The sequence below is a fragment of the Bacteroides sp. HF-4919 genome (genome assembly GCF_018860125.1).
In genome coordinates this window covers 64,229-90,276 of the sequence record NZ_JAHKNF010000009.1, presented here as the reverse complement: position 1 = coordinate 90,276, position 26,048 = coordinate 64,229, and the positions used below count along the sequence as shown (strand labels likewise).

27 protein-coding genes are annotated in these 26,048 nt (G+C 43.6%); 9 read left to right on the top strand and 18 right to left on the bottom strand.

What is annotated here, in order from left to right; genetic code table 11:
- Positions 1-9: 9 nt before the first annotated feature.
- Both KO473_RS15860 and KO473_RS15855 read left to right on the top strand, forming a co-directional pair.
- Complete coding sequence (locus tag KO473_RS15860) at positions 10-738, top strand: murein L,D-transpeptidase catalytic domain family protein (RefSeq protein ID WP_101604387.1); 729 nt, start codon at positions 10-12, stop codon at positions 736-738.
- A gap of 52 nt (positions 739-790) precedes the next feature.
- Entirely contained in the window at positions 791-1,744 is a 954-nt protein-coding gene (locus tag KO473_RS15855) for an acetylornithine carbamoyltransferase (RefSeq protein WP_122130404.1), read from the top strand.
- Positions 1,745-1,803: 59 nt separating this feature from the next.
- Here KO473_RS15855 and KO473_RS15850 read toward each other — a convergent pair whose 3' ends face one another.
- The 7 genes from KO473_RS15850 to rpmH form a co-directional block, all read right to left on the bottom strand.
- Positions 1,804-2,199 carry a rhodanese-like domain-containing protein gene (locus KO473_RS15850; RefSeq protein WP_005778968.1) on the bottom strand — a complete coding sequence of 132 codons (396 nt, stop codon included), beginning with the start codon at positions 2,197-2,199 and terminating at the stop codon, positions 1,804-1,806.
- Between the two features lie 19 nt (positions 2,200-2,218).
- Positions 2,219-2,899, bottom strand: a complete 681-nt coding sequence (locus KO473_RS15845; RefSeq protein WP_005778970.1) for a NigD-like protein — start codon at positions 2,897-2,899, stop codon at positions 2,219-2,221.
- Positions 2,896-4,044 carry a 1-acyl-sn-glycerol-3-phosphate acyltransferase gene (locus tag KO473_RS15840; RefSeq protein ID WP_005778973.1) on the bottom strand — a complete coding sequence of 383 codons (1,149 nt, stop codon included), beginning with the start codon at positions 4,042-4,044 and terminating at the stop codon, positions 2,896-2,898. Before KO473_RS15840 ends, KO473_RS15845 begins: the two co-directional genes overlap by 4 nt.
- 99 nt (positions 4,045-4,143) lie before the next feature.
- Positions 4,144-5,118, bottom strand: coding sequence for a D-alanine--D-alanine ligase (locus tag KO473_RS15835; protein WP_005778975.1), 975 nt, complete (start codon positions 5,116-5,118; stop codon positions 4,144-4,146).
- Positions 5,115-6,188 carry an RluA family pseudouridine synthase gene (locus tag KO473_RS15830; protein WP_005822975.1) on the bottom strand — a complete coding sequence of 358 codons (1,074 nt, stop codon included), beginning with the start codon at positions 6,186-6,188 and terminating at the stop codon, positions 5,115-5,117. The genes KO473_RS15835 and KO473_RS15830 overlap by 4 nt, the downstream gene beginning before the upstream one ends.
- A gap of 29 nt (positions 6,189-6,217) precedes the next feature.
- A complete protein-coding gene (locus KO473_RS15825) occupies positions 6,218-6,859 on the bottom strand; it encodes a PASTA domain-containing protein (protein WP_005822974.1) in 642 nt (213 codons plus the stop codon).
- A gap of 149 nt (positions 6,860-7,008) precedes the next feature.
- Entirely contained in the window at positions 7,009-7,170 is a 162-nt protein-coding gene (gene rpmH / locus KO473_RS15820) for a 50S ribosomal protein L34 (protein WP_004292199.1), read from the bottom strand.
- Between the two features lie 192 nt (positions 7,171-7,362).
- Here rpmH and efp point away from each other — a divergent pair, with 192 nt between their 5' ends.
- The 3 genes from efp to radC all read left to right on the top strand — a co-directional run bounded on the left by efp (position 7,363) and on the right by radC (position 9,810).
- On the top strand, positions 7,363-7,929 hold the full coding sequence (efp, locus tag KO473_RS15815) for an elongation factor P (protein ID WP_005778982.1): 567 nt from the start codon (positions 7,363-7,365) through the stop codon (positions 7,927-7,929).
- A 137-nt stretch (positions 7,930-8,066) separates the two neighbouring features.
- Positions 8,067-9,056: a glycosyltransferase family 2 protein gene (locus tag KO473_RS15810; protein WP_005810799.1), complete on the top strand. Its 990-nt coding sequence runs from the start codon at positions 8,067-8,069 to the stop codon at positions 9,054-9,056.
- Positions 9,057-9,114: 58 nt separating this feature from the next.
- The gene (gene radC, locus KO473_RS15805) at positions 9,115-9,810 is read left to right on the top strand and encodes a DNA repair protein RadC (protein WP_005822973.1); all 696 of its coding nucleotides are present in this window, start codon (positions 9,115-9,117) and stop codon (positions 9,808-9,810) included.
- A gap of 28 nt (positions 9,811-9,838) precedes the next feature.
- Here the strand turns inward: radC and KO473_RS15800 are convergent, their stop codons facing one another.
- From KO473_RS15800 to KO473_RS15765, 8 genes are all read right to left on the bottom strand, one after another.
- On the bottom strand, positions 9,839-10,603 hold the full coding sequence (locus tag KO473_RS15800) for a UDP-2,3-diacylglucosamine diphosphatase (RefSeq protein WP_005810803.1): 765 nt from the start codon (positions 10,601-10,603) through the stop codon (positions 9,839-9,841).
- A 45-nt stretch (positions 10,604-10,648) separates the two neighbouring features.
- Positions 10,649-10,960: a metal-sulfur cluster assembly factor gene (locus KO473_RS15795; RefSeq protein ID WP_005778989.1), complete on the bottom strand. Its 312-nt coding sequence runs from the start codon at positions 10,958-10,960 to the stop codon at positions 10,649-10,651.
- 191 nt (positions 10,961-11,151) lie between these two features.
- Entirely contained in the window at positions 11,152-12,552 is a 1,401-nt protein-coding gene (locus KO473_RS15790) for an alkaline phosphatase (protein ID WP_005822972.1), read from the bottom strand.
- A 222-nt stretch (positions 12,553-12,774) separates the two neighbouring features.
- Positions 12,775-13,971, bottom strand: coding sequence for an acetate kinase (locus KO473_RS15785; protein WP_005810807.1), 1,197 nt, complete (start codon positions 13,969-13,971; stop codon positions 12,775-12,777).
- An 18-nt stretch (positions 13,972-13,989) separates the two neighbouring features.
- Complete coding sequence (gene pta / locus KO473_RS15780; RefSeq protein ID WP_122130405.1) at positions 13,990-15,009, bottom strand: phosphate acetyltransferase; 1,020 nt, start codon at positions 15,007-15,009, stop codon at positions 13,990-13,992.
- A 133-nt stretch (positions 15,010-15,142) separates the two neighbouring features.
- Positions 15,143-16,696 carry a hypothetical protein gene (locus KO473_RS15775; protein ID WP_181996036.1) on the bottom strand — a complete coding sequence of 518 codons (1,554 nt, stop codon included), beginning with the start codon at positions 16,694-16,696 and terminating at the stop codon, positions 15,143-15,145.
- 44 nt (positions 16,697-16,740) lie between these two features.
- On the bottom strand, positions 16,741-17,538 hold the full coding sequence (locus tag KO473_RS15770) for a DUF4384 domain-containing protein (RefSeq protein ID WP_122130407.1): 798 nt from the start codon (positions 17,536-17,538) through the stop codon (positions 16,741-16,743).
- Between the two features lie 25 nt (positions 17,539-17,563).
- Positions 17,564-18,247 (bottom strand): hypothetical protein, encoded by a 684-nt coding sequence (locus tag KO473_RS15765; protein WP_005778995.1) that lies wholly within the window; start codon positions 18,245-18,247, stop codon positions 17,564-17,566.
- 208 nt (positions 18,248-18,455) lie between these two features.
- On the opposite strand from KO473_RS15765, the gene KO473_RS15760 reads away from it, so the two are divergent.
- Genes KO473_RS15760 through eis form a run of 4 tightly spaced genes read left to right on the top strand, consistent with a single transcriptional unit; the run spans position 18,456 to position 21,483 of the window.
- Positions 18,456-18,794 carry a CidA/LrgA family protein gene (locus tag KO473_RS15760; RefSeq protein ID WP_005784314.1) on the top strand — a complete coding sequence of 113 codons (339 nt, stop codon included), beginning with the start codon at positions 18,456-18,458 and terminating at the stop codon, positions 18,792-18,794.
- The gene (locus tag KO473_RS15755; protein ID WP_005778997.1) at positions 18,791-19,486 is read left to right on the top strand and encodes an LrgB family protein; all 696 of its coding nucleotides are present in this window, start codon (positions 18,791-18,793) and stop codon (positions 19,484-19,486) included. Before KO473_RS15760 ends, KO473_RS15755 begins: the two co-directional genes overlap by 4 nt.
- A 55-nt stretch (positions 19,487-19,541) precedes the next feature.
- Positions 19,542-20,459 carry a DUF2156 domain-containing protein gene (locus tag KO473_RS15750; protein ID WP_005778998.1) on the top strand — a complete coding sequence of 306 codons (918 nt, stop codon included), beginning with the start codon at positions 19,542-19,544 and terminating at the stop codon, positions 20,457-20,459.
- Positions 20,460-20,466: 7 nt separating this feature from the next.
- Positions 20,467-21,483: an enhanced intracellular survival protein Eis gene (eis, locus tag KO473_RS15745; protein ID WP_005778999.1), complete on the top strand. Its 1,017-nt coding sequence runs from the start codon at positions 20,467-20,469 to the stop codon at positions 21,481-21,483.
- A gap of 98 nt (positions 21,484-21,581) precedes the next feature.
- Here the strand turns inward: eis and KO473_RS15740 are convergent, their stop codons facing one another.
- The 3 genes from KO473_RS15740 to KO473_RS15730 all read right to left on the bottom strand — a co-directional run bounded on the left by KO473_RS15740 (position 21,582) and on the right by KO473_RS15730 (position 25,876).
- Positions 21,582-23,495, bottom strand: coding sequence for a discoidin domain-containing protein (locus KO473_RS15740; protein WP_005822968.1), 1,914 nt, complete (start codon positions 23,493-23,495; stop codon positions 21,582-21,584).
- Between the two features lie 107 nt (positions 23,496-23,602).
- Positions 23,603-24,724, bottom strand: a complete 1,122-nt coding sequence (locus tag KO473_RS15735) for a BF3164 family lipoprotein (RefSeq protein WP_122130408.1) — start codon at positions 24,722-24,724, stop codon at positions 23,603-23,605.
- Positions 24,725-24,775: 51 nt separating this feature from the next.
- Entirely contained in the window at positions 24,776-25,876 is a 1,101-nt protein-coding gene (locus tag KO473_RS15730; RefSeq protein WP_005822965.1) for a BF3164 family lipoprotein, read from the bottom strand.
- Between the last annotated feature and the right edge of the window lie 172 nt (positions 25,877-26,048).

The window sequence follows — 26,048 nt, the reverse complement described above, 5'->3', positions numbered from 1 at the left end:
CTGTTTCCTATGCAAAAAGTATTTCTATTTCTCCTGTTGTTTCTTCTTCCTTTGGCAGAAACACCCAGCCGTGTACCGGTCAGTGAACCTGTATCCGTTGCCTCCACTCCCGAAACGGACGAAGTGGATCAACTGTTCGACGATATGTACCTGGATGGTATCGTAAGCTATACAGCCTTCCGTCAGGCAGTCACCGGCTACCGGAAAATCGAGCAGAAAAGCAAGTCTATCATGACGCTGATAGACTTTTCTAAACCATCTACCGAGAAGCGCCTCTATGTGCTCGATATGAAGAATAAGAAATTGCTTTATACCTCTGTCGTATCACATGGCAGAAACAGCGGAGAGAACTATGCAACTTCTTTCTCCAATAAAAACGGTTCATACAAAAGTTCACTTGGCTTTTACCTGACAGAAAATACATATCAGGGGCGCAACGGCTACTCTCTGGTACTGAACGGACTGGAAAAAGGAATTAATGACCAAGCCAAACAACGTGCCATCGTAATGCACGGCGCCGCTTATGCCAACCCTAACATAGCCGCTTCTGCCGGCCGCCTGGGACGAAGCCTGGGTTGTCCTGCCCTGCCGCAGGCACTTGCCAAACCGATAATCGACACGATTAAAAAGGGCAGTGTGCTCTTTATCTATGCCAATAATAAGGATTATCTGGCCAACAGCACTTTCCTGTCCCCACGGCAAACGGAGTATCTTTCATGGGCACAGTCTGCCAATTGAAAATTTTATCATACCTTTGCGGAAAGGTATATTCATTCTAACAAAGACAATTATGAAGAAATTTACTTGCGTACAAGACATCGGCGACCTGAAATCAGCCCTGGCCGAATCATTCGAGATCAAGAAAGACCGGTTTAAATATGTAGAACTGGGACGTAATAAAACCCTGTTGATGATCTTCTTTAACTCCAGCCTCCGCACCCGCCTCAGCACTCAGAAAGCTGCGCTTAACCTGGGTATGAACGTAATTGTGCTGGACATCAACCAGGGAGCCTGGAAGCTGGAAACGGAACGTGGCGTCATCATGGACGGCGACAAACCAGAGCATCTGTTGGAAGCCATTCCGGTCATGGGATGTTATTGCGACATTATCGGTGTACGTTCGTTTGCCCGCTTCGAGAACCGCGAGTACGACTATAACGAAGTAATCATCAATCAGTTTATACAACATTCCGGACGCCCGGTATTCTCCATGGAAGCGGCCACCCACCATCCGTTGCAGAGCTTTGCCGATCTTATCACCATCGAAGAATATAAAAAGACTGCCCGTCCGAAAGTAGTAATGACCTGGGCACCGCATCCGCGTCCATTGCCACAGGCAGTCCCCAACTCGTTTGCCGAATGGATGAATGCCACTGACTATGAATTTGTCATCACCCACCCTGAAGGTTATGAACTCGACCCGAAGTTTGTAGGAAACGCACGGGTAGAATATGACCAGATGAAAGCATTCGAAGGAGCCGACTTTATATATGCCAAGAACTGGGCAGCCTACACAGGTGACAACTACGGACAGATTTTGAGTACAGACCGCAACTGGACCGTAGGCGAACGCCAAATGGCCGTAACCAACAACGCCTACTTCATGCATTGCCTTCCGGTAAGACGGAACATGATTGTGACGGACGATGTTATCGAGAGCCCGCAATCCATTGTAATCCCGGAAGCTGCAAACCGCGAAATATCAGCAACAGTAGTATTGAAAAGACTGTTGGAAAATCTATAATAACAATGAACGATCAACGATGAACAGGGTTGCACATGATTGCTGTTCATCGTTGATCGTTATTTCTCTACTTTCTCTCCCGCTTCCTGCCAGGCATTAAATCCCTTATCCAGTTCGTAAACTTTATAACCTTTCTCACTGAGGATGGCAGCCGCTTTCTTGCTGCGCTTACCACTACGGCAATACAAAGCTACCGGCTTATCTTTCTGAAGCGTAGAGTCTGCCATAGCGGCAAACGAATCATCAAGCACATTGATATTGATAGTCCCCGGGATATGGCCTTCAGAGTACTCGGCCATTGTACGGACATCCAACCGCTGTACGCTCTCGTCCTGAATCAGTGAAGCAAACTCCTTTACCGGCACTGTCTTGAAATCCCCTTTCGACTGCTGGCAAGAAAAGAGAGATGACAATAAAAACCATATTCCCATAAGCATTGAATTCATTTTCGACATATAATTTAGTAATTAATGATTAGTGACTGGGTACGTACTCAAACTGATAGGTCTTCACCTTCCCGTCATACGTATGCAAGCTGAAATAAATCATTGCCGGTTCGGCAGCACTTGCCGCATACCGGCCCAACGGCACCGAGACATAAGCCCGCTTGGTATAGGCTTCCATATCTCCTCCATTATCATGATAGAGCATCAAGCGGACAGTTAACCGCCCTGTTACGGCATCCCTCACAACGGACTCTTCAATGAAATGGAACCTGTGTTTCTCACTTTGTGCTTTGATAGAGAGGGTCATATTCAGAAAATCACGCCCCATCCAGATACTCAGCACATCAACCGGGTCCAGTTTCAAACCATTCCCGAACTTTGCAGCGGATACCGGGGCAGGAGATACAGTATTGGCCAATGCATAAATCCGCACCTCCTTCTGCCCACCGGCGGACGAGATTACTTCATAATTACTCACCACGCGGCTACTTCCATTCGGGAATAATTCCGTCCGGGTGCGGTCTTCTGCCACCACCAGACGCTCTCCCTTATCCGTTACCAATGTTTGCAAAGTACCGTCTGCTCCCGCCTCAGCGGTCAGAAACTCCAGTTTCACAGGAGGGTAAGAGGCTCCCTCTTCTTCATTACAGGAGATCAGGAAAGCAGAGAGCAATACAAGTCGGGCGATATGCAGCACCCATATTTTCATTGACGTGCAGCTAAGTAATTCACAAGCGGATTAGCATACATCAGCAACAACTTTTCACGCAAGAATGGAATATCCTTATCGGGTATCTCAATCTTTCCAAGCTGTTTCTCCATATAGGCTTCGAAACGTTGTTTGTCGGCCAATGTATAATGGGACTCAAAATCATTTTTGCCGGTCAGCAAGTCATGAGCCACATAATTGCCCGGGTAAAGTCGATAATTGCCATGAATGCGTTCGTCGATCCATGTAGAGATGCGTGTAAACAACTCAGGCTTAGGCAAAGAACGATCCACTGTCGAAAGCAAATCATTGAGGCAGGCCCCGGTCTGGAAGTGTACCTTACCTTTATAACCAAACAGACCGGTCTGCATATTTTTCAGATCGTCTTCCATGGTCTTCTTATACCCCTCTATATCACGTTTCAACTGGAACTCCTGTGCTTTCAGGTAATCGCAAGGATCATATTCGTAAGAAATAGCAAGAGGAGCAATATTCATCTCCATCAGACGATCCACTACATCACCCTCTCCACCCATCGCAAGCATCTTGAGCACACTGTCCTGAGTGCGGTCATTGGAGTCCTTGGCACGTCCTTCACGCTGTGCAATCCAGATGGACTGGTTCTTTTGACCAATCGTATAGTGCATATAACGGGACATACGTGCCGATGATTCAAGCATTTGCCGCATAGTCAGTGCGCGCTGTACGATAAATGATTTATTGACCCGGACAAACTTTTTGATCCACGGATAAATCAGCAGGTTATCACCAATGGCAATTTCCACCGTATCCATCCCCTGGTCGACTAACAGTACCGACAAGAAGCCGGAATCGAGGATTATATCCCGGTGATTCGAAATGTATGTGTATGCCTTACTCTTGTCCGGAATAGCCGTATGATCTAATGAGATACCATCAGTACACTCCCCCGCCAGTTTCCACAGCAGACCGTAACAGAAGGTCTTCTGAAATTCCAGTTTCGTTTTGCAGGCACGCATCTTTTGTGCCAACATCTCAAAGGGAACATCCGGTATCACCCCGGCAACCACTTTCTGAAAAGCCGGATCGGCAATCAGTTCTTCGAAAACTCCGGGGAGCTCTTCGTCGTTGTAAGGACGGATTTCATCAAACTCGGTTGTATTCATAGCTTTCATTCTTTGTATAAGCTACGAGAGCCACGCTATCTTATACCACACCAAACTTGCGGTTTGTGCAGCCTGTAGCCCATTGCTCACAGCTTACAGTTAAAATTTATTCTCAATAATATCAGTCATTACATCTTTTATATCCATTCCGGCAGCACGCACCTGTTGGGGAATGAAGCTGGTAGCGGTCATACCCGGTGTGGTATTCACCTCCAAAAGATTAATCTTTTCACCTTCCGTAATGATATAGTCTACGCGGATAATGCCCGAACATCCCAATATATCATAGATAGCCGAAGTCAATGCCTGTACCCGTTTGGTCAGTTCTTCCGATACACGTGCCGGAGTGATTTCGTCTACTTGTCCGTTGTACTTCGCATCGTAATCGAAAAACTCATTATGCGTCACTACCTCAGTCAACGGGAAAACGACCGATTTTTCTTTCGTCTTATAACAACCGCAAGTCAATTCTGTTCCGGCCATAAAAGCTTCTATCATTACCTCTTCCGCTTCGCCGAAAGCTTTAGCGATGGCCGGCTGAATTTGTTCGCGCGTTTTTACCTTTGTCACTCCAAAACTGGACCCTCCTAAATTGGGTTTGATGAAGCAAGGCAGACCGATCTTCTCTATCACATCCTCATCGGAAACAGTCTGTCCCTGACGCAACAACAATGATTCGGAGATACGTACGCCAAATGCCTTGAGATACTGGTTGCAGACAAACTTATCGTAAGTGATGGCAGCAGCCAATACACCACAACACGAATACGGAATGCGCATCATGTCGAAATACCCCTGCAAACGTCCGTCTTCACCCGGCGTCCCATGAATGGTGATATAGGCAAAGTCGAATACAACCTTCTCCGCCCCATTCATAAAACTAAAGTCGTTTCTGTCTACCGGCGTTTTACTTCCGTCCGGCAACTGCACTTCCCAGCGACGGCCTTCCATTTCTACGATGTACAAATTATACTTCTCCTTATCAATGAAGGAGTAAATGCCCTGTGCACTACGCAGGGAAACTACGATTTCGGAGGTATCGCCTCCTGCCACGATGGCAATGTTGCGTTTCATTCTAAATCTCTGTTGCTAATATAGCCTCGCCACTTCTCTATCAACCGGGTCATATCATCCGGCAACTCCGAAGTGAAATGCATCTCTTCACCAGTGACGGGATGCACAAACCCCAGCGTCATAGCGTGCAAGGCCTGCCGCGGACAAGTGTCGAAGCAATTGTTTACAAATTGTTTGTATTTACTAAAGTGAGTTCCCTTCAGGATTTCGTGACCTCCATACCGTTCGTCATTAAAGAGTACGTGACCGATATGCTTCATGTGTACGCGTATCTGGTGCGTACGCCCTGTTTCAAGAATACATTCCACCAGAGTGACATATCCCAGACGCTCGAGTACCCGGTAATGGGTGACAGCATGTTTTCCTTGAGCCGGGTCGGGCATAACGGCCATTTGCATCCGGTCTTTCGGATTACGGGCGATACTCCCCACGACGGTACCTTCGTCCTGATCGACAATTCCCCATACGAGTGCACGGTATCTGCGTTTGGTAGTCTTGTTGAAAAACTGAATGCCCAGATTGGTTTTGGCATCCGGAGTTTTAGCAATGACCAGCAGCCCCGAAGTATCCTTATCGATGCGATGTACCAATCCCACATGAGGGTCGTTAGCATCATAGTCCGGATTATCTTTCAGATGCCAGGCGATGGCATTGACCAATGTACCATGATAGTTTCCGTGTCCGGGGTGCACAACCAGCCCGGCAGGCTTGTTCACCACCATCAGGTATTTGTCTTCGTAGACAATATTCAAGGGAATGTCTTCAGGAATAATCTCATTATCGTAGCGGGGACGATCCATCATCACCGTAATCACATCCAGCGGTTTCACCTTATAGCTACTCTTCACGGGCTTGCCGTTAGCCATGACAAAACCGTCTTCAGCAGCCTTCTGTATGCGATTGCGCGAAGCATTGACGATGCGTTCAAACAAATATTTATCTACCCGGACCATCGCCTGCCCTTTGTCCACTACCACACGGAAATGCTCGTAGAGCTGGTTCTCGTCACCTACAGGTTCTATATCATCCAATTCGTCCTGTTCAAGTTCGTCAGGCAATTCTTCTATCATGCGTTTTTTCTACGTATACGTTTCTTACATTAAAACCAGGAATCGTCTTCAGTACCGGAATCATCAGCAGAAATGGCAGCATCTTCTACCATATCGACCGAATCGGCTCCGGCAGATTGCACCCCGTCACCCACCATCAGAGTCAAAGTAGCACCAATAGGAGCTTTATCTCCAATCTGCAACTGGCGTCCCTGATAAATGACACCATATACCCAGTCCTTCTCTCCGCTCACCATCCGGTTCTCGGTCAGCTTAAAGCCGGCAGCCATTAACTTTGCCTGTGCCTGACGCACGGAGCTGTTATCGGCCACATCGGGCACTACGCACAAAGGAGTACTGAGTGTATTTATTGTGAGGTAGATCGTTCGTCCTTCTTTCACTTTCTGCCCGACCGACGGATTAAGATCAAGAATGATGCCGGACGGTTTGTTCTTTACATAATTGGAATCGGACACAACATAAGTCAGTCCCTGATCCCGGAACATCTTTTCAGCCTCGCTTACAGACATCCCTTTTACGTCGGGCACCACTACAGCTTGGCCATGGCGTGTGTATATATCCAATCCTTTAAGTGCGCCAAACACAATGAGCACAGCCACCACAACCATGGCTATGATGTTTACCCAGAAGAATCTATTGGCTTTGAAAGAAAAAAATTCTTTTATCGTCATAATTATAAGCTGTTAATCCGGACAAAGATACTATTTTCGCTACACAGTATCACAGAGTTTCACTGAGTTTTTGATAAAAGCTTATTAAAACAAAAAGAAGCAAAGGAATCCTCCTTCACTTCTTCTTATTCGTTTGCTATGGCTAATACTTATGCCTTCACTCCGTTGTATTCGTCAGAAACAGTCAGTTTCTTACGACCTTTAGCGCGACGCGCAGCCAATACTCTACGACCGTTAGCTGTAGCCATTCTCTCACGGAAACCGTGTTTGTTTTTTCTCTTTCTGTTAGAGGGTTGAAATGTTCTTTTCATTACTGTATCTTGTTTTATGTTATTATTTCTACGGATTCGGGCTGCAAAAATAGGCACTTTTTTTAAATAAACCAAGAGTTAAGTCATTTTTAGTCAAAACATTTTGTGTTTTTTGCCGATTTAGATTACTTTTGCACCCGAAAAGGTTCGAAGATAACTCAATAACAATCTATAAAATAAAGAATATCAAGTATGATTAATGCTCAAGACATCAAGAACGGAACTTGTATCCGCATGGATGGCAAACTGTATTTCTGTATCGAATTCCTCCACGTTAAACCTGGAAAAGGTAACACTTTCATGCGTACTAAACTGAAAGATGTGGTAAGCGGCTACGTTCTCGAACGTCGCTTCAACATCGGTGAAAAGTTGGAAGATGTACGTGTAGAACGTCGTCCCTACCAGTTCTTATATAAAGAAGGTGAAGACTATATCTTTATGAATCAGGAAACTTTCGACCAACACCCGATTGCCCACGACTTGATCAACGGTGTAGACTTCCTGTTGGAAGGTGCCGTTCTGGAAGTAGTATCTGATGCTTCTACTGAAACCGTACTTTACGCTGATATGCCTATCAAAGTTCAGATGAAGGTTACTTATACAGAACCGGGTATGAAAGGGGATACAGCTACTAACACATTGAAACCGGCTACTGTAGAATCAGGTGCAACCGTTCGTGTTCCGCTATTTATCAACGAAGGCGAAACAATCGAAATCGATACTCGTGACGGCTCTTATGTAGGTCGTGTAAAAGCATAAACAGGTTAACTGCCGAAAAAAATGTGGTCTCTATCCCTTACGGGAATAGGGGCCGCATTTTTTTATTACCATCCATGACGGTTATCGAAAAATAATGGCATATATTTGCAAGTCAACAACCGATTATCATTAAACCTATGCGATACTCCGTTATTATCCCCGTTTACAATCGTCCCGATGAAGTGGACGAATTATTGCAAAGCCTCACTACCCAACATTTCAAGGATTTCGAAGTCATAGTGGTAGAAGACGGATCATCTGTCCCTTGCGAAGCGATAGTAAATAAATATCAAGGGAAACTGGACATACATTATTACGCCAAACCAAACTCCGGCCCGGGACAGACCCGTAATTACGGGGCCGAACGCAGCGGAGGGGACTACCTTATCATATTAGATTCGGACTGTATCCTTCCCGAAGGATACTTCGATGCAGTGGAACAGGAACTTTCTGCCACCCCGGCCGATGCCTTTGGCGGACCGGACCGGGCACATAGTTCTTTCACTGATATACAGAAAGCGATCAATTATTCGATGACTTCTTTCTTCACTACCGGAGGCATACGCGGGGGTAAAAAGAAAATGGATAAGTTCTATCCGCGAAGTTTCAATATGGGTGTCCGCCGTGAAGTCTATCAGGCATTGGGAGGCTTCTCTAATATGCGCTTCGGCGAAGACATCGATTTCAGCATTCGCATTTTCAAAGGAGGATACCGATGCCGTCTCTTTCCCGGTGCCTGGGTATACCACAAACGGCGCACAGATTTTAAGAAGTTCTTCAAGCAGGTACACAACTCCGGCATTGCGCGTATCAACCTCTATAAAAAATATCCCGAATCGTTGAAAGTCGTCCACCTGTTACCGGCTGCATTCACATTAGGAGTTACACTTCTGCTATTATGTACTCCCTTCTGCCTGTTCAGTCTTGTCCCGATTCTGCTTTATACATTGCTGGTCTGTCTGGATTCTGCGCTGCAAAACAAAAGTTTACGCATCGGCATCTATTCCATCGCTGCCTCTTTCATCCAACTTATCGGATACGGAACGGGATTCTGGCGTGCGTGGTGGGAACGCTGTGTATTGGGAAAAAACGAGTTTGAAGCTTTCCGCAAGAACTTCTATAAATAAAAAAGGCGGTCTTTCAGTTGTTGATATAAAAAGAATACAAACACTCTCTATCCGACTTATGAAAAACAAACAAAAACTAAACATCAACCAGTGGTCCAAAGCCGATAGGCCACGCGAAAAAATGATGGCAAAAGGTGCCGAAGCATTGAGCGACGCCGAGCTGTTGGGCATCTTGATAGGTTCGGGCAATACGGAAGAGAGTGCCGTTGAACTGATGAGAAGGGTACTTGCCTCTTGCGACAATAACCTGAATGAACTGGGAAAATGGGAAGTACGGGACTTTTCCTCGTTCAAGGGCATGGGACCCGCCAAAAGTCTTACTATCATGGCAGCTCTTGAACTGGGGAAAAGGCGCAAACTACAGGAAAGCAAAGAGCGTGAACAAGTCAGATGCTCAGAGGACATTTACAGGCTGTTCCACCCATTAATGTGCGACCTGCCACAAGAGGAGTTCTGGATCCTACTTTTAAATCAGGCATGCAAAGTAATCAGCAAATTACGTATCAGTACAGGGGGGATTGACGGAACATACGCCGATGTACGTACCATCTTGCGGGAAGCCCTGATAGGACGTGCCACGCAGATAGCTCTGATTCACAATCATCCGTCGGGCAATGCAAAACCAAGCCAGGAAGACAAACGCCTGACGGCAGCTATACAAAAAGCGTCGCAAACAATGAACATTACCCTGACGGATCATATCATTGTCTGCGACGGTTGTTTTTATAGTTTTGCTGACGAAGGGCTTATCTGATTCGTCTCCGGCAACTGACTCCGGAAAATTAAAGCTGTGTTTCTCCCTCGATGTAATTCTCAAGAAACAGGTTCTCACCATCAAACACCGCATAGGAGAAATAATTGATCCAGTCGCCCAGAATAAGTATACGTGCAGTAGCACTTAACATCAAGTCAAGTTCAATGTGACGGTGACCGTAGATGAAGAAGTTTATATCGGGATGATTTTTCAGATACTCCTTTGTGTAAAGCACCAAGAACTCCTTATCTTCACCCATATAATCCGGTTCTTTCCCCCCTTCACGTTTCAATCGGCTATGTTTGGCCCAATTCAGTCCTAAATCCATACTCCAACGGGGATGAATGGCGGAAAATAAAGTCTGCAACGTACGACTATGGAACATCGTGCGCAGTAACTTAAACTTTTTGTCCGGATCGCCCAGTCCGTCACCATGCGCCAAATAGAACTCTTTCCCATAGATTTCCGTAGTCACCGGCTCACGGTGAATCGTCACCCCACACTCCCTGGTCAAGTAATCGCCACACCAAAGATCATGGTTGCCCGTAAAGAAATGCACCTCTACTCCCATATCAGTCAGTTCAGAGAGTTTTCCTAAAAAACGGGTATAACCTTTGGGCACCACCAAACGGAACTCATACCAAAAGTCGAACATGTCACCCAGCAGATATACCGCGGCAGCTTTATGTTTTATGCTGTCGAGAAAATTGACCAGGCGCCGCTCCTGTGTACGTCCGTGCTCTATGGCACGTGAACCCAAGTGGGCATCAGAAAGGAAATATACGTTCTTCATACTGTAAGAATGGATCGTTTAAGAATAGAGGTAAAACAGTAACGATTATAAAAAGCCCAGTTCCAGTTTAGCCTCTTCACTCATCATATCTTTGTCCCACTCCGGCTCAAAAACCAGATTGATAGTGGCAGAATTCACTCCTTCAATTGACTCTACTTTCTGCCGTACATCTTCCATAATGAAATCTGCCGCAGGACAATTAGGAGCAGTCAGGGTCATATCGATAGAAACCTCTCCCTCTTCGGCGACGTCTATCTTGTAGATCAGTCCCAGATCGTATACGTTTACCGGTATCTCGGGATCGAATACGGTTTTGAGCATATCTACTATCTTTTCTTCTATTTCAAACTTAGTCATTTCTATATTTCTTTGAAAGTTTACAAGACAAAGCTAAAGAAATTCTTTGAAAGATAGAGAATATTGAGGATAAATTAACGTCAACGAGGCAAGTTCATTACAAAACACACAGAGTACACAGAGTTTATTAATACGTATATCAACAAATCCTCTGTATACTCTGCGTGCTCTATGGTGAACTTACCTGCCGGTTACTTATATCCGCCCGCTTTTGCAATGCGTCTCGGAATCTCTGTATTATCCATTTTACCGATGAACAGATCAGAACCGGCACCGATAGCAAACACCGGCACATATCCTGCAGAATGCCCACCGCTGGTCCAGCCTACCATAGCGATCTGATCCATCACCTCTTTGGCTTTGGCTGCCATCGGTTCGGTCTTGGCATACATACTCTCGGCAAATTCTACTTTATTTTTCACGAATGACTTTTCATATTCGTCACGCAGTTTCTTTTCCTGCTCCCACGAGATAGGAAGTACAGACCAGAAGCCCATCTGTTCGGACAACAGATTTTTAACGTCTTCCCAAGCCACATGGTTGTTCTTAGCTTTGCGCAAATCACTGATCTTCTTAGACAATTCTTCAGCAGATGCCTTCTGGTTTTCAAGTGCTTTAAGATTCAGAGCGTATCTTCCGGTTCCCAATGCTATACCACCTGTCTCATGATCGGCAGTTACTACAATCAGGGTTTCTTTCGGGTGTTTTTTGTAGAATTCATAAGCAACTTTAATCGCATTATCCATATCGGCTACTTCGTGGAACACTGTAGCAGCATCATTTCCATGGCATGCCCAGTCTATCTTACCACCTTCTACCATCAGGAAGAAACCTTTATTTTTTCCTTTGGTCAGAAAATCAATCGCGCTTTCCGTTATCTGTGTGAGGGTTAAGTCACCTTCTTTACTGTCGATAGCATAAGGCAAAGAACCCGCATCGGCACCTTCCTCCTGAATCAAAATCATCTTACCGGCTGTGGCAGCTTTAGCCTTATAATCGTTATATCCACGGGCAATGGTGTAACCGGCTTCTTCAAACATCGGGAAAACGCTCGGAGCTTCTTTTTTGTCGTAAGTAGTAGTCGGTTTCAGGAAACCGGCACCGGCATAAAAGTCAAAACCGGCTTTAGGAAGATCGGTAGCTATTTCATAATACATATTACGATCCGGCTGGTGTGCATAGAAAGCAGCAGGAGTAGCATGATCGACGCTTACACTGGTAGTAACCCCAACCTTCTTGCCGGCTTTCTTAGCTTTCTCGGCAACAGTCTGTAAGGGATTCTTCTGATCATCCATGCCAATAGCACCATTATAGGTCTTTTCACCGGTTGAAAGGGCTGTCCCGGCAGCAGAAGAATCAGTCACAGAGTTGGTAGCAGAAAAAGTAGTAGCCATCGTTCCGACGGGAAACCGGGTGAAAAGCAAAGGCTCCACACCAATGCGCCCTTTCTGGATTTCGGCACGGTACATCTCCGTACCATTTACTTGGTTCACACCCATTCCATCACCAATGAAATAGAAAACATATTTTGCCTGAGCATTCGCAATAACTGCCACACAGACAAAAAGAAAGAAATAAAAAAGTCGTTTCATTCTTGTATCATTTAAGTTTATTTGAGTTAGTGATAGCAAAGATAAAACTTTTAAAATGAAGAAAAGGAGAAAGGGATATGAATATTCTGTTAAATAGCTCGTCCCCGGCTGCTTAGCGCTCAAAAACGGATTGCCTCCCTCCACACCCAAACTATATAAAAAGCCGGAGTACAGAGAATAAATCTCCGCCTCCGGCCTTTCCTCTATATTACTTATCAACCTTTATTTATCCAGGATAGCCATTGTATCAGACGCAATCAGCAATTCTTCGTCTGTAGGGATCACCACTACCTTCACTCTTGAGTCATCAGCTGAGATAATGGCCTCTTCGCCACGAACCTTATTCTTTTCAGCGTCGAGTTTCACGCCCAGAAATTCCAGTCCTTCACAAACACCGGCACGGCAAGTTGCCTGATTTTCACCAACACCACCTGTGAACAGGATAACGTCTACGCCTCCTAAAGCAGCAGCATATGCACCAATATATTTCTTAATGCGGTAGAAATACATCTGTTCTGTCAAGATAGCCTGAGGATCACCTTTTGCAACGGCAGCCTCCAAGTCACGCATATCACTTGAACCGTTCATCATACCAGCCACACCGCTTTTCTTATTCAACAGGTTGGAAATGCCTGTAGTTGTCAAGCCTTCCTTATCCATAATGAATGTTACAGCTCCGGCATCGATATCACCAGAACGGGTACCCATCATCAAACCTTCCAACGGTGTCAATCCCATAGAGGTATCGATACATTTGCCATCTTTGATAGCGGCGATCGAACCACCATTTCCGATATGGCAAGTAATCAGTTTCAGTCCTTCCGGTTTAATCCCCAGATATTCGCACACGCGCTGTGAAACGTAACGATGGGAAGTTCCGTGGAAACCATAACGACGTACACCGTACTTTTTGTACAATTCATAAGGAATAGCATACAGGTATGCATATTCCGGCATGGTTTGGTGGAATGCAGTGTCGAATACACCGATTTGCGGAACATTCGGCAGAATAGCCGTAATGGCATCAACTCCTTTCAGGTTAGCAGGATTGTGGAGGGGAGCCAGATCGTTGCAGGCAGCGAAAGCTTCAAGCACTTCTTTAGTCAGTAATACTGATTTACTGAAGCGTTCACCCCCGTGTACCATACGATGACCTACGGCATTGATCTCTTCAAGTGATTTGATAGCGCCATATTCCGGGCTTACCAAGGTATTCAGGATGAACTCTACCCCTACAGTATGTTCCGGAATATCCTTCTCAAGGATTTTCTTCTCACCGTTGGGCAAAGTCAGTTTCAGGAATGAATCTTTCAAACCGATTTTTTCGATTCCTCCCTGGGCAATCACTTCTTTGCTGTCCATATCGAACAGCTTGTATTTGATAGATGAACTACCACAGTTCAACACTAAAACTTTCATATCTGATTTTCGATTTAATTATTTACCATTCTTTGCAGCAATCGCCTGATTGGCTGTGATTGCAATCATTCTGTATACGTCTTCAATAGAACATCCGCGTGAAAGATCGTTTACCGGGCGGGCAATACCCTGAAGAATCGGGCCTACAGCATCGGCATGTCCCAAACGCTGCACCAGTTTATAAGAAATATTACCAACTTCCAGACTCGGCACAATCAGCACATTTGCCTCACCGGCAACCGGAGAACCGGGAGCCTTGCTCGCACCTACCGAAGGAACCAGAGCGGCATCCGCCTGCATTTCACCATCGATATTCAAATCGGGTGCCATCTCTTTAGCTAATTTCAATGCCTCTACCACCTTGTCCACATTTTCATGCTTTGCCGAACCTTTAGTAGAGAAACTAAGCATTGCTACTTTCGGATCAGCTATTCCTGCTACCGCCTGAGCAGTACGCGCTGTACAAACGGCAATCTGTGCCAGTTGTGAAGCGTCCGGAACCGGAGTGACAGCAACATCCCCCATCACCAGTAGACCATTCTGACCGCATTCCGGTGCATGTGTCAACAGCAGCATAGCACCCGACACACATGTAATCCCCGGAGATGTCTTTATAATCTGGAGAGCCGGACGAAGCACATCTCCCGTAGTATTACGGGCACCCGCCAATTGTCCGTCAGCGTCACCGCTTTTAATGATCAGACAGCCCAGATACAACGGATCGAGTACCAATTTACGGGCTTCTTCGATAGTCATACCTTTTTTCTTACGGAGTTCGCACAACAATTGCGCATATTCTTCTTTCTTCGGATGATTCTCAGGATTAATAATAGTGGCCCTGTTGATATTTCCGAGTCCCCATTTGGCAGCGGCAGCATTAATTTCTTCCGGATTACCCAAAAGAATCAAATCTGCAACTTCATCTGTCAAAATCTGATTGGCAGCTTTCAAGGTACGTTCCTCTGTACCTTCGGGAAGGACAATGCGCTGGCGATTAGCTTGCGCACGCGCAACGATAGAGTTAATTAAATTAAGCATAGATATTTAATATTGTATATAAATTCAGTAGGGTGTGTTATTTCACGCCGCAAAAGTACACAATATTGCAATATCAACATTGCAATTCGGGGTATTTTTTACCCCGAACCTGCAATTATTATAATATTTAACACTAACGGATTATTTCCGGAGCTACACTCTTGAAACGATCCATACACATTCCTATCGGTGCACCGATATAAGTAGGATCACAAATAAGATATTTTTTACCATCCAGCAAGATGTAGTCACCCGAGATTTCTTCGTTGAACCGGACAGCCGAAGCGATATGGTTCGGATAGTCGAGCAGCACAGCGTCCAATCCCATCAAGTCTTTCACCAGATTGGAGAACAAGATGGCACGGTCCTCACAGTCACAAGCCGGATAATAAAAGTTCTCGTCCATGAAGAAAGGCTTTTCATAGCCAAATTGTTCACCATCTGTCTGATATTGAAATGAATTCTGTACAAAATCAATCAGAATGTTCGCAGCATCCTTCTCTGATTTTCCCTTTATAGCTGTTTGTAAAGACGGGTAAAGGGCACTCTTCAACTCTTTGCTCATGGGTGTTTTATAGTAGACAGCAACTTCACATTGCGGATAATCTTTATAAAAGTCCATCAGGTTCTTATTGACAACCGCATTGATTTGAAGAAGAGATTTTTCCGAAGGAGACACTGTTTTACCCAACTCTTGCATACCGAACTGTGGCACAGCGTTCAAATCCATACACACCAGATTCTTGGCATTGGCAAAATCCTGACTGTAGGTATAAACAGCCATCGAACCGCCCTTATCTGCTTCAAACACATAGTATTTGACGCCCTTGAAAGTAATATACGGAACACCGAATATAGTTCCTGCCGGAGCCACCAACAACTTCAGCTTATCGTTTATTTTAGACAGACGCACCTTATATCCACATTTATTGAGAATAAACATCTGTAAAAAAGCAACATCATCTTTCCGGGCAGCACCACACATTTGTACCCCTAACTGTTTAATGAACAGCAAGAATGCCCAGTCGTTCATCCGGTGCTCATTCTTCAAACGGACGCAATCGTTAATCAATTGCTCGTGATCGGCTTTACACAACCGGCTCCAAGCAGCCGCAACTTTACTCTCGCTTGTCCCCCCCAGTACAAAGTCTTCAATAATATCCGTAGCCACCTCAAAATGAGTACCATAGAACTCAATCACATTGCGACGGGCCGAACTTCCGGGCAGCGGAACCGGGATATCAACTTTCACAGGAGTATAAGGTTTACCCGGTACATAGACACCGGGTGCCGGCTTATCTGCTACCGCAGGCAGATCCGGCTTTTTAACTTCCACATTTACTTTATCCCCTACTCCCGGTCTATCGGACACAGGTATTTTGGGAGCCGCCGGCTTAATCTCTACCGGAGCAGGGACAGGTTTCTTTTTATCGAAAAGTGTCGGTTTCACCGGTTCCGGTCGTGTCGGCATTGAATCCCCCACAGAGGCATTATACTTTTGCCACGCTTCCTTCAGAAATGTGGCAAACTCTTCGTCTGCTTTATTTTTAAAGTCTTTATATTCTTTCTGCTGTTTCTTTTGGAAATTATCAAACTCCTTCTGATAGTTCACATCCTGTGCCATAGCAACGGATGGAACCAGAAAGAGTGACGCAAAAACGAAAGAAAAGTAATATTTCGTTTTCATCATAATAAGTGATTAATGATTAACGGTCAGTAGTTCGGGAACCACTATTTTATAAGTACCATATCATAAAAAGCACAACGCTGAACTGCCGGAATAGAGTACACCCACTCTAATACATTCTGATAAGTGACCTCTTTAGTAAACGGAATATCCTCTTTAGTTGCCACCATCATCATATTTATCTTCTCGCTCTCCTTGTTATGCTGTTTCTCCATACGATAGTCCACAGCATTACTGAAAGGAATCGAATATTCTTTGCCGGCTTTCAACAACGTATTGGGTTCGTAACTATTAGGATAAAGCAAAGCTCCCCCATTACTGTCGAACCAGAAAAACTTCAAGTATGAATCCGTACCATGTACAGTCAATTTACAGTGAAACACATCCCCCTCACGATAGAGTGTCTCCACCCCTTTCACTTCGAGAGCATACGAACTGTCCGGTTTATCCTCTTTCTGCACTTCGGCATCGATGGTTATTACCTTATACAAGCTGCGTGTATCTGTGTCCCAAACCTCTTCTACCTTTTTATTAGTAATATTCACCATTCCTCCGATAGCAAGCACATTCATTTGCGAATAAGCTTCGTGAAGCTCCTGTCCGTCTTCCTGGGTAATCTGCCCAAAAACAGACCACACATTCTCCATCACGCCCGCCTTTTGCAAAGCAGCTTTCTTTGCTTCCATAAAAGCACGCTCTTCCGCCTGCTTCAATGTGATGTCATCGCTGACCTGCCAACGCCCTTGTACACCTTTCACTTTTACGGGTTTCTGCGCGTAAAGAGCGCTGGCAGCGGTCAATAAAAGTACAGCTAAAATTCCTAATAGCCTGTTTACGTTCATTCAGTTTGCCTTTTTATATTAAAACTCACTGAGCAAGTTTATCCAGTTCTTTAGCCAGTTCCGGTGATTTTTTAGCCAATTCTTCGCTAAGCGCTTTGACAGCAACTTTGTTTGCCGCCTCCAGACTGTAACCAATGGTAACCATTACCTCAACATTTTTATTTGGCAATGTCCTGTACACTTCCACCAAAGGAATAGTGCGCCCCAATGTTCCGCTGATAATACTTTTTCCGGCAGCTACAGCACTCGACAGGCTGGCCGCTTCTTCCTGTCCCATATCGTCATTGGCAACCTTCGATTCAATCAGTTGAGTCACCTTTGTCTGAACCTGTCCGGCAATGTCAATCTTAGCAGTATTGGTTGCCTGCATAGCCGCAGCCGACTGATTTCCACCAATCACTCTTGCAGTTGCTATATACCAATATGGATTGCCATTCATATCAATTTCCATCTGTTTTTCCCATGAATTTTCCAGCTGTTTGTCCAACGGCAATTTTCCAACCGGAGTCTTGAAGCCTTCTTTTGCCAGTGCTTTCGCCTCTTTGCGGGCTTCTTTAATCGCTTTTTTCTGCAAATCTTTGTTGATTACTTTTTCGTCCTTTTGAATTGCTTTATAAGCCTTACCTGTCGCTTTTTCTTGTGCAAATGCATTTAAAGAAATCATCATTGCCAGTGTTGCAAAAACACTGATTAATAAACTCTTTTTCATGTCAATTCTGTTTTTAGTAGTTAATATTCGTTATGTATATTCGTTTTTCATTTTGCAAAAATAGATAAAGTAATCCATTTCGTTTACTTTTTCTTGATTTTTTTGTAGTTGCCCACTGTTAAAAAAGAATCTTCGTACCATATTAGTTGATACCCTAACTCTATTTTTCATAACTTTGCAACGTTTTCAAAATTCAATAGGTAATAGTATGATACGTCAGTGTGCCATTTTATTTGGCTGTTTGGCTTTGGGTGAATTGATTGTTTATCTCACGGGAATTAAGCTCCCGTCCAGCATCATCGGGATGTTGCTGCTCACCCTTTTTTTAAAATTAGGTTGGATCAAATTGCATTGGGTGCAAGGAATGTCCGACTTTCTGGTTGCTAATCTTGGTTTCTTCTTCATCCCCCCGGGAGTGGCCCTGATGTTGTATTTCGACATCATTGCGGCGCAATTCTGGCCGATTGTGATAGCTACCTTAGTCAGTACCCTGCTGGTGCTTGTCATCACCGGATGGGTTCATCAATTAACACGTAAACTCAAATGAACTATTTAGAAAATGAATTTTTCCTGTTGGCAATCACTTTTGGGATTTACTTCTTTGCCAAGCTTTTACAGAAAAAGACAGGAATTCTGTTGCTAAATCCGATCCTGTTGACTATTGCAGTCATTATTATCTTCCTCAAAATAACAAACATCTCTTTTGAGACTTACAATCAGGGTGGACATCTGATTGAATTTTGGCTGAAGCCGGCAGTCGTAGCGCTTGGAGTTCCTTTATATCTGCAACTTGAAACCATTAAAAAGCAGCTGCTTCCCATCATTCTGTCCCAATTGGCCGGCTGTATCGTCGGTGTGATATCAGTAGTATTGATAGCCAAGTTAATGGGAGCCTCGCAGGAAGTAATTCTGTCACTTGCTCCTAAATCGGTAACCACTCCGATTGCTATGGAAGTCACTAAAACATTGGGGGGAATTCCGTCACTGACAGCAGCTGTAGTAGTATGTGTAGGTCTGCTGGGTGCTGTATTAGGTTTCAAGACCATGAAAATCATGCACGTAGGTAGTCCTATAGCTCAAGGACTCTCCATGGGTACGGCCGCACATGCCGTCGGCACCTCAACGGCTATGGACATCAGTAGCAAATACGGAGCCTATGCAAGTCTTGGCTTAACGCTCAACGGTATATTTACCGCATTGTTGACTCCAACTATTTTACGAATGTTAGGCATTCTCTAACAAAATCGTTTTATCTTTGTTATATATAAACAGTTAATTAGGAAACAAAAACTTTATGATCGCATTCAAAGATATAACGATCCAGGATAAGGATACCATCACAGCTTACACGATGAATAGTTGTCGCCGCAACTGCGACCTATCTTTTTCAAACTTATGCAGCTGGCGGTTCTTGTATCACACCAAGTTTGCCATAGTCGACAATTTTCTGGTTTTCAAATTTTGGGCCGGTGATGAACTGGCTTATATGATGCCTGTCGGTGAAGGAAACCTCGAAAAGGTATTGAACGAACTGGTTGAGGATGCCCGGCAGGAGGGCGAACCTTTTTGTATGCTGGGTGTCTGTTCGTGTATGCGCGAAGACCTTGAGGCTATCATGCCCGGTCAGTTCGGATTCACGGTTGACCGTGATTATGCCGACTACATTTATTTGCGCAGCGATCTCGCAACACTGAAGGGAAAAAAATTCCAGTCAAAGCGGAATCACATCAACAAATTTCGCAACACATACCCTGATTACGAATACACTCCGATCACCAAAGACAGAATTCAGGAATGTCTGGAACTGGAAGCAAAATGGTGCAAAGCCAATGACTGTGACCAGCAGGAGGGAACCGGAAACGAGCGCCGTGCTTTGCTCTATGCCCTCAACCATTTCGAAGAGTTAGGATTAACGGGAGGTATCCTGCATGTCAATGGTCAGATTGTAGCTTTTACTTTCGGCATGCCGATCAATAAAGAAACCTTCGGTGTACATGTGGAAAAAGCAGATACGAATATTGATGGAGCTTATGCCATGATCAATTACGAATTTGCCAACCACATCCCCGAACAATATATTTACATCAACCGTGAAGAAGATTTGGGAATAGAAGGGTTGCGTAAAGCTAAGCTCTCATATCACCCGGAAACGATTCTGGAGAAATATATGGCTTGTTTGAAAGAACAACCTGTAGAAATGATAAAATGGTAGCATACTGATGATAAGAGAACAGGTAAAATCATTATGGAAATTGTGTTTCGATGATAGCGAAGCATTCATCGAACTCTACTTCCGGCTTCGTTATAACAACGAAGTCAACTTAGCCATCCAAAGTGGCGAAGAAGTGATTGCTGCGCTCCAAATGCTCCCTTATCCCATGACGTTTTGTGGTCAAACCGTGCCTACTTCATACATATCCGGCGCATGCACTCATCCCGACTATCGAAGCAAAGGAGTGATGCGCGAACTACTGTCACAAAGTTTTGCACGTATGCTCCGCAACGGTGTCCTGTTTAGTACGCTTATTCCCGCTGAACCCTGGTTGTTCGGTTATTATGCAAAAGCAGGTTATGCCCCGGTTTTCCGCATCTCTCACCAATCCTTCTCTCTTTCAGAATTACCTGCCGATTCGGAAACGGGCAGCATTGAGGAAGTTACAGAATACCAAGAAGATGTTTATCAATATTTGAACGGCAAATTATCAGAACGTACCTGTTGTTTACAACATACGTCTACTGATTTCAAAGTAGTTCTTGCCGATCTTGCCTTGACACAAAATACCGCTCTCGTAGCCCGAAAGGACAATCGAATAACGGGTATAGCTGTTGTCTATAAACACGATAATACCTCGTATATCAACGAGTTATTTGCTGACAATGAAGCTGTCCGGGCACAATTGCTCTGCCGGGCCGGGCTAAGGAACGGCACCGACCGGATCATTCTTCAACTTCCTCCTGTAGCCTCCCTGCCTAACGAAACATTAGGAATGGCACGTGTCATTGATGCCCGGACAGTTCTTCAGCTCTATGCAGCCAGTCATCCAGAAATAGAAATGAACATTGAACTGACCGATGAACAATTGTCAGCCAATAACGGATATTATTATCTTTGCAATGGAAAGTGCATGACCAGTGAGGTCCGCTTACCGGGAGCACACACCCGAATGACCATCGGTGAACTATCAGAAAAAATACTGTGCGAGATGCAACCGTATATGAGTCTGATGATGAACTAAACCTTTCAGTCCTGGGGAATATAGCTAATAAAACATCAATTATCTCATATTTCCTTTTCCGGAAACAACCTCCTCATACACCATCGCACACCCGACTTTTATAAATCAAACGTAAAAGTTTGCCTTCCATTTTTATAGATAAAAACCTGTTCTTCCCGTCCTTTGGTACAGTTTCTCAACCACAATAAGGCATTCTGCGGAACTAAAAATTCAATTTTTCTTTCCGTCGCCACTTTCCTGCCTAATGACTTCCATCCATTGATTCCGTCTTGATAGAATAACTCATAATTATCCCCGGGCCAAATGTAATTATCATCGTTACGCGGAGAGAAAACAATTCTTTCAATCGGCATACTTTCTCCCAGATCATAGGCCAGATAAGAAGATGTATCACGTGCCTGAAAATAAGTCAATATATTGCCATCTGTAACATACTCTAATTTTGCAATCGGTTCTATACTGTTTATCCTCCTCAACCGAATCTTCTCCTGACACAGTGAATCCTTAAATAGTGCCAGTTCCGCCAACTCCATTCTTTTCCCTGCCGGAGCAACATACCGCACATACCTATGCTTCTTTCTTGAAGGCGGAGTTAATATGCAATAATTAGTGGTAAGCGTATCCTCAAATTGCCATAACAGATCTGCATGTATAAATGACAAATCACTGGCAGCTTCAATCTTTGCCCCTATAACTGCTCGATAAGCCCATTCCGCAATTGTCTTTTGCTGAGGCATTTTCCGCCTTAATATAGCTTCCTTCATCAAATCGATATTGGGTTTCAGCAAAACAAACTCACCCCCCCTTTTAGATATGAACGGATATCCCGCCGGATAAAGTTTTCCTCCATCTCCCTGATAAAGAGTCTGATAAATCACATCGGGTTCTATATCCCGGAAAGTAACCTTACCCGCATTACCAAGTGCCATATCTACAGGAATCCATCCGCCGGGACTGAATATCCCTAAGTAGATGTATTGCTCTCCAGGTATTTGTATCGGTATTGTCGTATCATTGCTTCCAAAATATTCAGATGTCACATCTTTCACAAATCTATTTCTAAACACAGGATACAACCGTTTATTGCCCGAAATCCCGGAGATTTTCTTAGGTTGTACGCCAAAACAATAGCGATACACCTTCCCCTTTTTCCTTCCGTCATGCCGTAAGGTATCACGTGACGCTTCAAACTCATTAAATCCGAATTGAAGAAAAGTTCCTGTTGTGTCACGCAACATCGTCCAACAATGATAATGTTGATAATCGGGTGAATAAACAAAATAGTCGGTCGCAACAGGAATTCCACAAGCACGCATAGCATATATTGTCAGGTCGCATGCTTCACGACAATAACCAATCCGATTATGATAAAGAAAAACAGCATCCAAGTGAGGTATCCGAAAATCAGTATTGTAGATGTAATACAGCTTTCTCAGTTTCCCGTCAATGATCTTAGAAGCTTCAATAACATCATCCCCCTTATAAAGAGAATCGAGTAGAGTTCCATAATCTTCATAATACAATTTACGCCAATCCGATAAAGGTTCATCGGCTATTCTGTAAGGTAATATCAGTTCGCAAAAATCATCGAACGACAAATTTCTATTCCAAGGATATTTCCTCCAAACTTCAAAAGCCAGGTCTATATTATCTATCAAATATTCCGCTGTTATCACTTGGGCGTCATATATCTTGAAGAGAGAGTCAAAGGAAATTCTGTTCCATTTATTCTTCTCCCTTTTAGATATAGGACGCCCTTCACAAACCCCAACTAATAAATGGTGAATAGAATCAAGTTCATTTCCTTCATAAGAATACCATCCCGGCATATTACGAATTAAAAAACGAGCTGCCTCCAATTTTTCCGGATCAGTTCTATAATGTTCTAATACCTTTTCAAGCTCCACGCGATTATCGCCGGCAAATTCCAAAGCATATTCCAACCGCCTATCTTTCTCCGATTGACAAGCTGCCAAAGTTAAAACTAACAGGATAAACAGTATATATTTCATAGTAAAAAAAATGCTTATTTTCTATTCAGACTTATTCTTTCTAAGATATTCATGTTTTAGGATTGAATTTGACATCGGAGGCAATCCTATTATTTTAGTTGATGAATTCATAAACCTGTGTTAGGAACCAAGAAATCATCCAGGTCTAAATAAAGCACGTCATCTATTTGGGGATTTGTCACATATAATCTATTTCGGATAGGATCTATCCACATCTGCCCAATGCTATAATCCGTCTCTATTTTTTGTATCAGATTCCCATCCCAATCATATACATGAATGATATTCATGTGTGGAGTCTCAAAACGTTCCCAACGCTCTTTTTCCCAATATACTGCATATATGTAATTGTCATCCGCCTGAACCCTTGTAAAATACGACTTTATTTTTTCATCACTTTTAAAAACAGAAAAGTCCGGTTCACCTTCCAAACGATAGCCGCTCACATGACCTGTTTCAAGATCCAGAATATTCAATTGCGCAAGATGAACCATAGCTTGCACCACTTTAGTTCCATCCGGTTTAATGGCATCATTCGAGTAGAAAAAAGACTCCGGCAGAATGGAAGCTTCATCATTCCTTATCGACTTCTTATAGCTTGAAAAGCTCTTCAGCAACTTATTCGTGTCAAGTGTCCGTTTTTGATAAACGGGCAAAGTAGCTTCTTTATCATTAAGCGGGAACGACTGTAACTCTGTAATTAATGTATTTTCATCCTTCAGAAACATCAAATAGTATGGAGCACCTCCATTCTCCTCTCTCCAGGGATAGGAGATTTGCTTATCCATAACAGTGGTGTCCCGCTTGATCGACTGAGTTATATTCCAGATAAATAGCTTCTCTTCATTAGGAGCGAACAGTAGAGTTTTCAGATCCCCTTTTTCTTTAAAGAAATGAAAAATCGGACCCAAAGCGGCAACTTCCCCAGGACCACTTCCTCTATAACAAAAAGTGCCTATTTCTTTTCCGGTGTCTATATTAAATATATTATAAAAGCGATCCGGTAATTTAGGATTCATAAAAAACATCAGTGAGTCGTATGTGGATAGCCATCCAAAATTCGCTCCATCCAATGGAAGTATTTTCAATGTAGCTTTCTTCGTGTCTTTGATACTATCTTCAATCGTTTGAATTTTACCATTGAAGTATGCGGTGTCATCATTTTCATGACAACTAACGCAAATATTCAATATTAGTGCAAGACTAAATATCACTTTAATGATATGCATATTTTTAATTTAGTTTATATTGTGATTATTATTTAAAAATCAACAGAATAGTCATTTTAATCTCAAAAGACTAAGTATCGCAGTTTGCTCATTTATCTCCTGTTGCTGATAAGCGGACGGAAATGCATCATCCGGGAATTCATCCGTATAAACTGTGACAAATGTATTAGGGATATTAGATGAAACCGGACGTCCCATTTCCGAATATCCCGGAATATCCATCTTGGTCAAATTTCCTTGCTCTATCCGCCCATCCTTCTTAAAATAGACAGACCACATTCCCTTATTTGCTGAATTAAAAGACCAAAGAGAGAAAACAAGATTCTTTCCATCCACCGTGAAAAGACTGTATGTGCACTCCTCTTTCGTCTCGTACAATTCCCGGTCCGAGCAGTGAAAATCCGCCAACATAGGCAAATTAGACTTCTGCCTCATGGTTCTTACCACTGTATCATTCACAGCATCATATTGATAATAGCTTCCATCCACCGGATTATAGATTTTTATGGTTCTATCCTCTTGAGCACACAGTGTATTCCAAGCAGAATGCACATAAGGAATCCCCTTTTCATATTCTAACAAATTCTTCACTCTTCTCCCTTTCTGATCCAGAATCCAAAGTCCCTTACAATTCTCATCTTCAGAAGGACGATGGCAGAGAAAACGGCCATCCGGCAACTCAACAACATCATTGAAAACAAGAGAATAAGGGAAGCTCAACGAATGACGAAATTCTCCATCAAAACTGTAAGAATAAATCGTTCGTTTACCCATATCACAGACATAAACACAATCTTTTCCTACGAAAAAAGAGTCCATCTCTCTATACTCTCCCGGTCCCTCACCCCGCTGACCAATCGTATTCAAAAAAGTACCATTCTTATCAAACCGGAATGCCATTTCCTGCTTTCTATCCGAAATGTAATAACAAGAATCTTTTGAAATTACATTATCGACCATACCCCAAAAATAAGGAGAAGGTAATTGCAGCCTGACAGACTCAATGGTGTCCACCAATACAGACATCGGCAGATATGGATTAGAAATAGACAGATCGACCGTCATTTCAAATCCCTTATCAATCTGTTTCTGACAAGATGAAACACAACACGTAAACAATATTACCAATACAACTAAACAGAAGTCTTTCATAATATAAAAATTTAACCAGTAAATACTGTCACAACCAAACAGCCAATTCTCTTCTTCCTCCTATTCTTTTTTCAACCGATAACAATATAACGAATCTTTCGCCACACATGAAACGACAAAAGAAATACTTTCTTCACTATCTGTGAAAACAAATGGAAATGTATCGGCAGGA

Coding starts and splice junctions, on each gene's coding strand:
- KO473_RS15860 (WP_101604387.1), top strand. CDS start 10: ATGCAAAAAGTATTTCTATTTCTCCTGTTGTTTCTTCTTCCTTTGGCA.
- KO473_RS15855 (WP_122130404.1), top strand. CDS start 791: ATGAAGAAATTTACTTGCGTACAAGACATCGGCGACCTGAAATCAGCC.
- KO473_RS15850 (WP_005778968.1), bottom strand. CDS start 2,199: ATGTCGAAAATGAATTCAATGCTTATGGGAATATGGTTTTTATTGTCA.
- KO473_RS15845 (WP_005778970.1), bottom strand. CDS start 2,899: ATGAAAATATGGGTGCTGCATATCGCCCGACTTGTATTGCTCTCTGCT.
- KO473_RS15840 (WP_005778973.1), bottom strand. CDS start 4,044: ATGAATACAACCGAGTTTGATGAAATCCGTCCTTACAACGACGAAGAG.
- KO473_RS15835 (WP_005778975.1), bottom strand. CDS start 5,118: ATGAAACGCAACATTGCCATCGTGGCAGGAGGCGATACCTCCGAAATC.
- KO473_RS15830 (WP_005822975.1), bottom strand. CDS start 6,188: ATGATAGAAGAATTGCCTGACGAACTTGAACAGGACGAATTGGATGAT.
- KO473_RS15825 (WP_005822974.1), bottom strand. CDS start 6,859: ATGACGATAAAAGAATTTTTTTCTTTCAAAGCCAATAGATTCTTCTGG.
- rpmH (WP_004292199.1), bottom strand. CDS start 7,170: ATGAAAAGAACATTTCAACCCTCTAACAGAAAGAGAAAAAACAAACAC.
- efp (WP_005778982.1), top strand. CDS start 7,363: ATGATTAATGCTCAAGACATCAAGAACGGAACTTGTATCCGCATGGAT.
- KO473_RS15810 (WP_005810799.1), top strand. CDS start 8,067: ATGCGATACTCCGTTATTATCCCCGTTTACAATCGTCCCGATGAAGTG.
- radC (WP_005822973.1), top strand. CDS start 9,115: ATGAAAAACAAACAAAAACTAAACATCAACCAGTGGTCCAAAGCCGAT.
- KO473_RS15800 (WP_005810803.1), bottom strand. CDS start 10,603: ATGAAGAACGTATATTTCCTTTCTGATGCCCACTTGGGTTCACGTGCC.
- KO473_RS15795 (WP_005778989.1), bottom strand. CDS start 10,960: ATGACTAAGTTTGAAATAGAAGAAAAGATAGTAGATATGCTCAAAACC.
- KO473_RS15790 (WP_005822972.1), bottom strand. CDS start 12,552: ATGAAACGACTTTTTTATTTCTTTCTTTTTGTCTGTGTGGCAGTTATT.
- KO473_RS15785 (WP_005810807.1), bottom strand. CDS start 13,971: ATGAAAGTTTTAGTGTTGAACTGTGGTAGTTCATCTATCAAATACAAG.
- pta (WP_122130405.1), bottom strand. CDS start 15,009: ATGCTTAATTTAATTAACTCTATCGTTGCGCGTGCGCAAGCTAATCGC.
- KO473_RS15775 (WP_181996036.1), bottom strand. CDS start 16,696: ATGAAAACGAAATATTACTTTTCTTTCGTTTTTGCGTCACTCTTTCTG.
- KO473_RS15770 (WP_122130407.1), bottom strand. CDS start 17,538: ATGAACGTAAACAGGCTATTAGGAATTTTAGCTGTACTTTTATTGACC.
- KO473_RS15765 (WP_005778995.1), bottom strand. CDS start 18,247: ATGAAAAAGAGTTTATTAATCAGTGTTTTTGCAACACTGGCAATGATG.
- KO473_RS15760 (WP_005784314.1), top strand. CDS start 18,456: ATGATACGTCAGTGTGCCATTTTATTTGGCTGTTTGGCTTTGGGTGAA.
- KO473_RS15755 (WP_005778997.1), top strand. CDS start 18,791: ATGAACTATTTAGAAAATGAATTTTTCCTGTTGGCAATCACTTTTGGG.
- KO473_RS15750 (WP_005778998.1), top strand. CDS start 19,542: ATGATCGCATTCAAAGATATAACGATCCAGGATAAGGATACCATCACA.
- eis (WP_005778999.1), top strand. CDS start 20,467: ATGATAAGAGAACAGGTAAAATCATTATGGAAATTGTGTTTCGATGAT.
- KO473_RS15740 (WP_005822968.1), bottom strand. CDS start 23,495: ATGAAATATATACTGTTTATCCTGTTAGTTTTAACTTTGGCAGCTTGT.
- KO473_RS15735 (WP_122130408.1), bottom strand. CDS start 24,724: ATGCATATCATTAAAGTGATATTTAGTCTTGCACTAATATTGAATATT.
- KO473_RS15730 (WP_005822965.1), bottom strand. CDS start 25,876: ATGAAAGACTTCTGTTTAGTTGTATTGGTAATATTGTTTACGTGTTGT.